Origin of the sequence: Kamptonema formosum PCC 6407 (assembly GCF_000332155.1) — a bacterium.
GTDB classification, from domain to species: Bacteria; Cyanobacteriota; Cyanobacteriia; order Cyanobacteriales; family Microcoleaceae; genus Kamptonema; species Kamptonema formosum.
The window spans coordinates 1,822,729-1,830,170 of the sequence record NZ_KB235903.1 but is presented as its reverse complement, the minus strand read 5'-3'; the positions used below and the strand labels follow the sequence as shown (position 1 = coordinate 1,830,170).

Here is a 7,442-nt window from a genome sequence, read left to right as displayed (position 1 = left end):
GCATTCCCACAGCTTCAGGCGTTTCGCTCCCTACAGCAACTCGGACATCCGCTTGGGCGTAGAAACGCTGCCTCTGATTAAGGATATTTTGCAGTATCGCTCTGGGTTCCCCCTCGCGCAGGAGAGGCCGAGAATTATCCTCTCGCAAGCGATCGCAAAGTTCTTCCACAGGTACATCCAGCCATACCACAATTCCGTGATGAAGATAGCTCCAGTTCATTTGCCGCAAGACAATCCCGCCGCCCGTTGCTACGATTAGCTTTTTATAAGCCGAAAGTTCCCCAAGCACTTGACTTTCTAGCTGGCGAAACGCTTCTTCTCCATCTCTAGCAAAAATTTCACTAATAGATAGATTAGCTACTTTTGAAATTACATCATCAGTATCAAAAAAATGATAGCCTAGCTCCGATGCCAACCACCGCCCTACTGTTGTTTTCCCTGCACCCATCATACCGACGAGATAGAGATTTACTCCCCTTAATAAATCCATTGCCAATTCCTTCAATATTTCCTAATCTTTAATCAAATTAACTGCGATCGCGCTTACGCAAATCCAAAGAGCGATCGTCACCAAACTCGTCATCTTCTCCCAAACCCCAATCCTCATCATCATCATTATTCGTTGACTCTTCCCAATCATCACTCTGAGATGGGGGTGTATAAGGTGGCGTATAAGACGGTGGCGTATAAGACGGTGGTGTATAAGGCGGTGGCGTATAAGGCGGTGTAATCAGCCGAAAATCCGCATCGTAGACGGATTCAGTTTTACCCACCCCTGTATTTCTAGGTTCACGATAACCATAAGAATAAACAGAACCAGACCATGATTGAGTTTTCGGTTCTTGCGGGGATTCGTAATCAATCGGTTTTTGCGGTATATCATCATTCTTAGATAAGGGTTCCTGCTCTTCCTCATCCCCCCAATCATCATCACCACTTTGACTGCTAAGGCCATCGCCAACTTCCACCCAATCATCATCAATGTCTTCATTTGGACTTGTAACCCCTACATTTTCCCCACCAATCTCACTTTTTGGGGTGCTAAATGAACCCACCCCTGCATTGAAATTAGGAGAGAAAGCTTGAGAAATTTCCTGCACAAATGTCTTTACATTGTACTTACTTGGGGTTTCATTCTCACTCCGCTGGGAATAACTTACCTCAGTTTCCTTAGTTTGCCAACTAGCAACAGAAGGATCTAAATCAGGCTTTCTGGGAGAAGGTGGAGGCGTTACTTGATTGGTACCGCCAGAGAAACTATCTGGACTTCTGCGGCCTGCATTCCGAGTCCGCCATTCTTTTTCAGCTAAATAATTGGAGAAGGCCAACACACCAGAAATCAAAAATGATGTGGTTAATCCTGCGGCTAGACTAATCAGAATCCAGAGTGATAGGGGTAGAGTTTGCGATCGCATCCCTAAAAATACCAGCGATAACGAAAACGACACATTTTGTAGGACAAAAAGTGTCAGAACTCCCATAACTGTTAAAAATAATACAACGCGGGCGATAGACATTTTTTTTAATTGTTAGTGGTTAGTGGTTAGTGGTTAGTTGGTAATTGGTAATTGGTAATTGGTGATTGGTAATTGGTAATTGGTGATTGGTAATTGGTGATTTGTGATTGGTAATTGGTGATTTGTGATCGCTAATTACCTATCTACCCTGCTCCCCATCTCCCCCATCTTCCCCTCTCTTTCTCTTTCTCTAGTCCCTAGTCCTGAGCATCGTAGCCCCTTCTTTGGTAACAGTTAACAGTTAACTATTAACCATTTTAATCTTCTTTCCAGCGTTTGAGAGGAACGCAGTCAATATCCAACTGATCTAATGCACGAGCTACCACAAAATCCACCAAATCTTCAATTGTCTGAGGATTATGATACCAAGCAGGAACCGCTGGAACAATTCTAACTCCCACTTCTGCCAAAGCTGTCAAATTTCGGAGGTGAATTAAACTAAAAGGCGTTTCGCGAGGTACTAGCACCAATTTTCGCCCCTCCTTAAGCTGTACATCTGCCGCTCGTTCTAGCAAATCTGAACTCAACCCAGCCGCTAATTTTCCCACCGTACTCATACTACACGGTATCACAATCATTCCTAAAGTGCGAAACGAACCACTTGCAATATTAGCTCCTATATCTTGCCAAGGATGACAGCGGAGTTTTCCACTTTTTTCTTCTCCAGCTTGCTCTCGCCAAAATTCTTCCTGAAGACTGATTTCTGCTGGCATTTTAACATTTTGTTCGCTTTGCCAAACCATGTAAGTAGATTTAGAGGCGACAAGTTCTACAGCAAAATCTGCTTGTAATAGATATTTTATGGTTCTTACTGCATAAATTAATCCCGATGCACCAGTTATTCCTACGATTAAAGGCTTATGATTGTTCATTAGTTAGTTTTTATTTGTTAAATGCCGCATACTTGGTTACATTTTCGACAACTATAGCTAGGGGCTAGGGGTTTAATCAGGTGGATTTACTTAACAAATAACAGTTAACCGTTAACCGTTAACAAATAACAGTTAACAGTCAACCGTTAACAAATAACAGTTAACCGTTAACAGTTAACAAATAACAGTTAACCGTTAACAGTTAACCGTTAACAGTTAACCGTTAACAAATAACAGTTAACTAATCATCACTGTCATAAAAAGCCTCACTACCACCACCAACAGCTACTAAGTCAATTTGCTGGCGATAATAATCGACACTCTTGACTTGTACTTCTACGCGATCGCCTAGACGGTATTGATTGCGGTTTTTGCGGCCTACGAGAGTCTGCTGGCGCGATCGATACTCATACCAATCGTCCTTAAGCGAAGAAACATGAACCAGTCCCTCTACTCGTAGAGTTTCCTCATCTACTACAATCTCGATTTCCACAAAGAAACCGTAAGATTGTACGCCAGTAATCAAACCTTGGAAAGTTTGACCAGTGCGTTCCTTCATCAATCCAGTTTTATTGAGTCCCTCCAAGTCATTTTCTGCATCTTGGGCAACTCTTTCGCGTTCGCTTAAATGCACGACTACTGAGGCAAATTGAGCTTCAAATTCGTGATGAACTTCGGGGGGTAAAACATTCCAATTAATTTGGCCAGCGCAAGAGGAGTGGTGTAAATTCACTCTTTCCTTAGCGCGAGTAGTGCGGCGATCGCGTCCTTGTTCAAAGACGGCCTGTAACACTCGCAAATTTAACAAATCCGCATAGCGGGATAGTGGCGAGGCGCAATGAACGTAACCTTCAGTCAGCGCTAAACCAAAATGAGGTTTGGGTGCAGTGCTGTAAACCGCAGGCTTCAAAGTATCCTCCAATAAATATGAGAGCACTCTCTCGGCCTTCGATCGCGCAAACTGATCGGTAAATCGCTGGAAGTCTAAGGGGTACACTTCCTCTTCGTTTTCCATATACAAATCGCAGCCCAAATTGCTCGAAAGCTTCACCAATTCCAGCACATCTGCGGGGTCAGGAATCGGCTGGACGCGATAAATTCCGGGTACTCCCAAAGCTTGTAAATGGGTAGCGATAGCTTGGTTTGCCAGTACAACTAATTGAGCTGCTGCTGACTGAATGGGAGTGCTATTATTCACCGTAAAAGCTCCTAGTTCTCCCTCATCGTCGTAGTGGCAAGTAGTATCTGGCAGGTTTAATTCAAAAGCTCCTCGGTTTCTACGCTGAGATTTGGCTGCATTGCTGGCGGCTGCGAGTTCGTTGAGGAAAGGTTGCAAGATGAAACATTCAGGATGAATTGATTCATCGGGTGCAGAGTCGAGAATTGTTTGTGCTTCTCTGTAAGTGAGGCGAGAGTCAACTTGAATAACGCTGGGTTGAATTTCGTACTCTACTAATTCCCCGGATTGGTTGAGGGTGAGTAATATGCTCACAGCTAGGCGTTCTTGTTCGGGTAGCAGAGAGCAACGATCGCTCGATATTCCTGTTGGTAACATCGGCACAACCATTTTAGCTAAATGTACTGAGTTACCCCGCTTGCGAGCTTCGCGATCGATCGGTGAGTCGGGACGCACGTACTCAGTTGCATCCGCGATGTGAACTCCTACCCGCCACTGGCCGGACTTACTAGCTTCGAGAGTAAAAGCGTGTTCGATACAGTTTTGAACAGTAGAGGGAGTATTTGGCTGCTCTGAATTTTGAGTGTCAGCTTCTGAGTCAAAGCTCAAAATTGAGAACTCAGAACTGTCAAAACCAACTGTTAATAAGCCGCGTAAATCTAACCGCTTTTTGAGTTCGGTTTTTTTCAGCTTAGTAGGCAAAGTTTCAACTGCTCTAAACACGACGGCGGGGAAAGAGCGAGGTAGGTCGTGTTTGCAGCAAACTATATCGAGATCGTCGGCGGCTTCAGCGTCAGAACCTAGTACCTGAACGACTTTGCCCACTGGTCTATGGCTACCTAGAGGGTAGCGCAGGACTTCCACATGAACTAGGTGATCGATCGCTTCTTGGAGGTTAACGCCATTAGAGAGGAGTTCGAGTTCAAATAGCAAGCGATCGTCTAAGGGAACTGCTCTATAACCGATGCGTCCGGTGGGACTGCTGGTTTGCTTGACTCGCGCTAATACCGAAGGGTTGGCGCGTTCTAAAATTAACTGTACTTCTCCTTCTGGGGAGCGCCGACGACTACCTTCTTTGATGATTTTTACTAAGACGCGATCGCCATTCCAAGCAGTTGATAGGTGGCTTTCTCGGACGTAAACATCCTCTGAACCTTCGGTATCCTGAATGGCAAAACAAAATCCTTTGCTGGAACAGCGAAGTTTTGCCTCTACTACGTCTTCTTCCACTAATCGACGATATCTGCCTTTGTCTTTGACTAAAATGCCAATTTTCTCTAAGGCATCTAAAGCGATCTGAAGTTTTGCTTGACTCGTCAAATCGTTACAGTCGAGTTTTTTCTCCAGAGCTTTCGGGGCAACTAATTTGTCATCTGTGAAATTTGCCAGCAGTGCAGCGATAGAAAATTCCATGTAGCGCTTAATCCTTTTTGTCTGAATTTGGCGATTTCGACCGCGCAATCCCCTGCCAGCTTTAGTTCCCTTGTACTGTTAACGGTTAACTGTTAACTGTTAACTGTTAACGGTTAACTTGACGCTTAGGCTCATACACAGGAGGTAGGGGAGGATGGTAGAGATGGGGAGGGGGGAGATGGGGAGATAGGGGAGATGAGGAGGATGGGGGAGAATTTCTACTCTTCAAACTCGAAACTGATGCACAGCGAAGCGTTGCGAGGAACGAAGCTTGCCTGTAGCAATCTCTCAAAACTCCCATATCTCGATCGTCTCCCCTATCTTCTCATCTCCCCCATCTCCCCATTTCCCCTGTTCTCTCGGACTTAGAGCAATTGGTGAACAGAGTAAGTGCAGGTACGCAAAGCCTCTACCTTTACTGCTTTTACCTAATTGCTATGCCATTTCCGAGCTTTGTAGAAATGACGCTCGATGCCTATTAGCTTAAAACGCGGGGTGTGGGGTGGGAGTTGAGTGGGGTGAAGGTCGCGCGGATGATTAACCTTTAATTTTATTGTATGTTCACTGTAGCAACTTAGTTTATTAAATTTACAATGCTTCTGTGAGTATGGGGGATGGGAAGGTGGCTAGTAATTTTTTGAAGGGCAGTTTGAACAAATGGGCGATCGCACGCGATCGCTTTCCCTCGGTTCATGGTCTGCGATCGCCTATAATTTTTTCTAGGCAAGGGTTATAGGTATTAAGTTTTACGCGGTGAGAAGGCTGAACCGTTGTGGGTTTTAAAGGTGCGATCGCGCTAGCGCTCAGGCTAAAAGTTGATGTACCTTGATTCATTAAGGGGTGGGAGGTTGCGATCGCGCTTCTTCCGGTTGCTGAGAAATCGCTACTTCTGGAGTTTGGGAACTACCTAAAATTAATCTAACAGTACCGGCGAGTACACTTTTTGGATGAGACTGAATATATCGCAGAGAGAGTGATGCGATCGCCACTCCCACTAAACCCCCGCCTAAGCTGAATAGCAGGGATAGTGTTAAGTGATGCGGCGGATTTAGGCTAAAAGCAGGCTGGAAGCGAACGGGAATTAAGGTAAAGTTTTGGTCTGGTTTCTCTTCAAAGAGATAAGGTGATGCAGTAGCGGCAACTCCTGCAAAACCTATGCCTACACCGACAATCGCAATGGTATTTTGTAATTGGCGATCGCGCTTTTTTTCTTTTTGTTCATTAGCTTGTAAGGTTTGTTGTAAAACGCGATCTCGATCTTTTTCTCTGAGTTCTGATGCGCGATCGCTTTCTGCTTGATCGATTTCTACTAAGCCGCGTATACTGGAAATAGCCTGATCTAGTAATTGAGCACCGGGTTTAGAGTAGTTTAAATCAGCTTTAATTTGCAGTCTAAAAGTTTGGCTTTCTCGTTCAGCAAAGCGACTAAATAAATCCAGGCGATCGCTAGTTTCAACTTGCAGACGTTTGAGGATGAGTTCGTAATTTCTGATATGAATATCGATCGTATTCAAAGTATCTTCAAGATTACGCACCTTGAAAGTATATGTAGGAACAGTTTTTAAGATTTCTTTGAGTTGATTTTTTAACACCTCCAAATCTAAAAGCTCTGGTAATTTTGATTTGCTTTCAATTTCTTCTCGGATTAATTTATCCAGTTCATCGGCATATTTTCTACTTTGTTGAAAAACATTGGTGATTTTATGATAGTATAAAAACAGTTCTGGCAAGTCCCAATATATTTCCTGAATTTGTTTGGGAGTGGACTCGGCAAAATAGAAAAGCACAAGATAGCGATTTTGCGATATTTTAGGTTGGCTAAACTCTAAAATATAACTCTCTAAAAAATGTTCGGCTTGATAAAAATCAGGACAATAACCAAGTAATTGCTTTAGCAAATCTTCGGCGTTAGTTCTTAATGCTTCTGCTTTATTTGGTTTGGATTGAGACAAAAAAGCCGTAATTAATAAAGTTTCTCCAATAAAATGCGGGTCATTTTTTAGAGTTAAGCATTGATTTGGGTTAAATTCGCCAACCTCACTTAATTTTACGCTATCAAAACCTTCAGCTTGCGGACGATAAATATTAATTAATAAAGCATAGTTATCGCTAAGTTTTTTGGGATACACCAATAACCGATATAACGGTTTCGGCTGAATTGAATTTTGGTTTTTCTCTTGACTTGAAAGCAAAAAGTATTGTCGCTTACCTTTTTTTTGGCTATCTAGTAAGTCGTAATTGTCTGACCTTGGAAAATCTTCGCGAAGTTCAGGGAATGACTTAGAAAAATCCAACTTTGAACTAAAATTATCTTTTAGTGATTTTTCATACTTGCGCTTAAAATTGTGCGGAGATTCTTTAATTAGTTCTTGGGAATCTAAATATGAGCCAGATTGCAGAGTGAAGGCAAACAAGCTAACATTTAAGGCGTAATAAACAGGCTCAGGTTCATTTAACATCGCG

Annotated in this window: 6 protein-coding genes; all 6 read right to left on the bottom strand. The window is 43.2% G+C overall.

What is annotated here, in order from left to right; all coding sequences use genetic code 11:
- Positions 1-490: shikimate kinase (locus OSCIL6407_RS30640; RefSeq protein ID WP_019487303.1), on the bottom strand; the 490-nt coding region annotated here is incomplete at its 3' end.
- A gap of 37 nt (positions 491-527) precedes the next feature.
- Positions 528-1,517, bottom strand: coding sequence for a LapA family protein (locus tag OSCIL6407_RS0112940; RefSeq protein ID WP_019487302.1), 990 nt, complete (start codon positions 1,515-1,517; stop codon positions 528-530).
- 257 nt (positions 1,518-1,774) lie between these two features.
- Positions 1,775-2,389, bottom strand: coding sequence for a flavin prenyltransferase UbiX (locus tag OSCIL6407_RS0112935; RefSeq protein ID WP_007354759.1), 615 nt, complete (start codon positions 2,387-2,389; stop codon positions 1,775-1,777).
- A 241-nt stretch (positions 2,390-2,630) separates the two neighbouring features.
- The gene (locus OSCIL6407_RS0112930) at positions 2,631-4,979 is read right to left on the bottom strand and encodes a ribonuclease R family protein (protein WP_007354758.1); all 2,349 of its coding nucleotides are present in this window, start codon (positions 4,977-4,979) and stop codon (positions 2,631-2,633) included.
- A 690-nt stretch (positions 4,980-5,669) separates the two neighbouring features.
- The gene (locus OSCIL6407_RS36485; protein ID WP_007354757.1) at positions 5,670-5,813 is read right to left on the bottom strand and encodes a hypothetical protein; all 144 of its coding nucleotides are present in this window, start codon (positions 5,811-5,813) and stop codon (positions 5,670-5,672) included.
- Positions 5,813-7,438, bottom strand: coding sequence for a hypothetical protein (locus OSCIL6407_RS0112920; RefSeq protein ID WP_007354756.1), 1,626 nt, complete (start codon positions 7,436-7,438; stop codon positions 5,813-5,815). Before OSCIL6407_RS0112920 ends, OSCIL6407_RS36485 begins: the two co-directional genes overlap by 1 nt.
- Between the last annotated feature and the right edge of the window lie 4 nt (positions 7,439-7,442).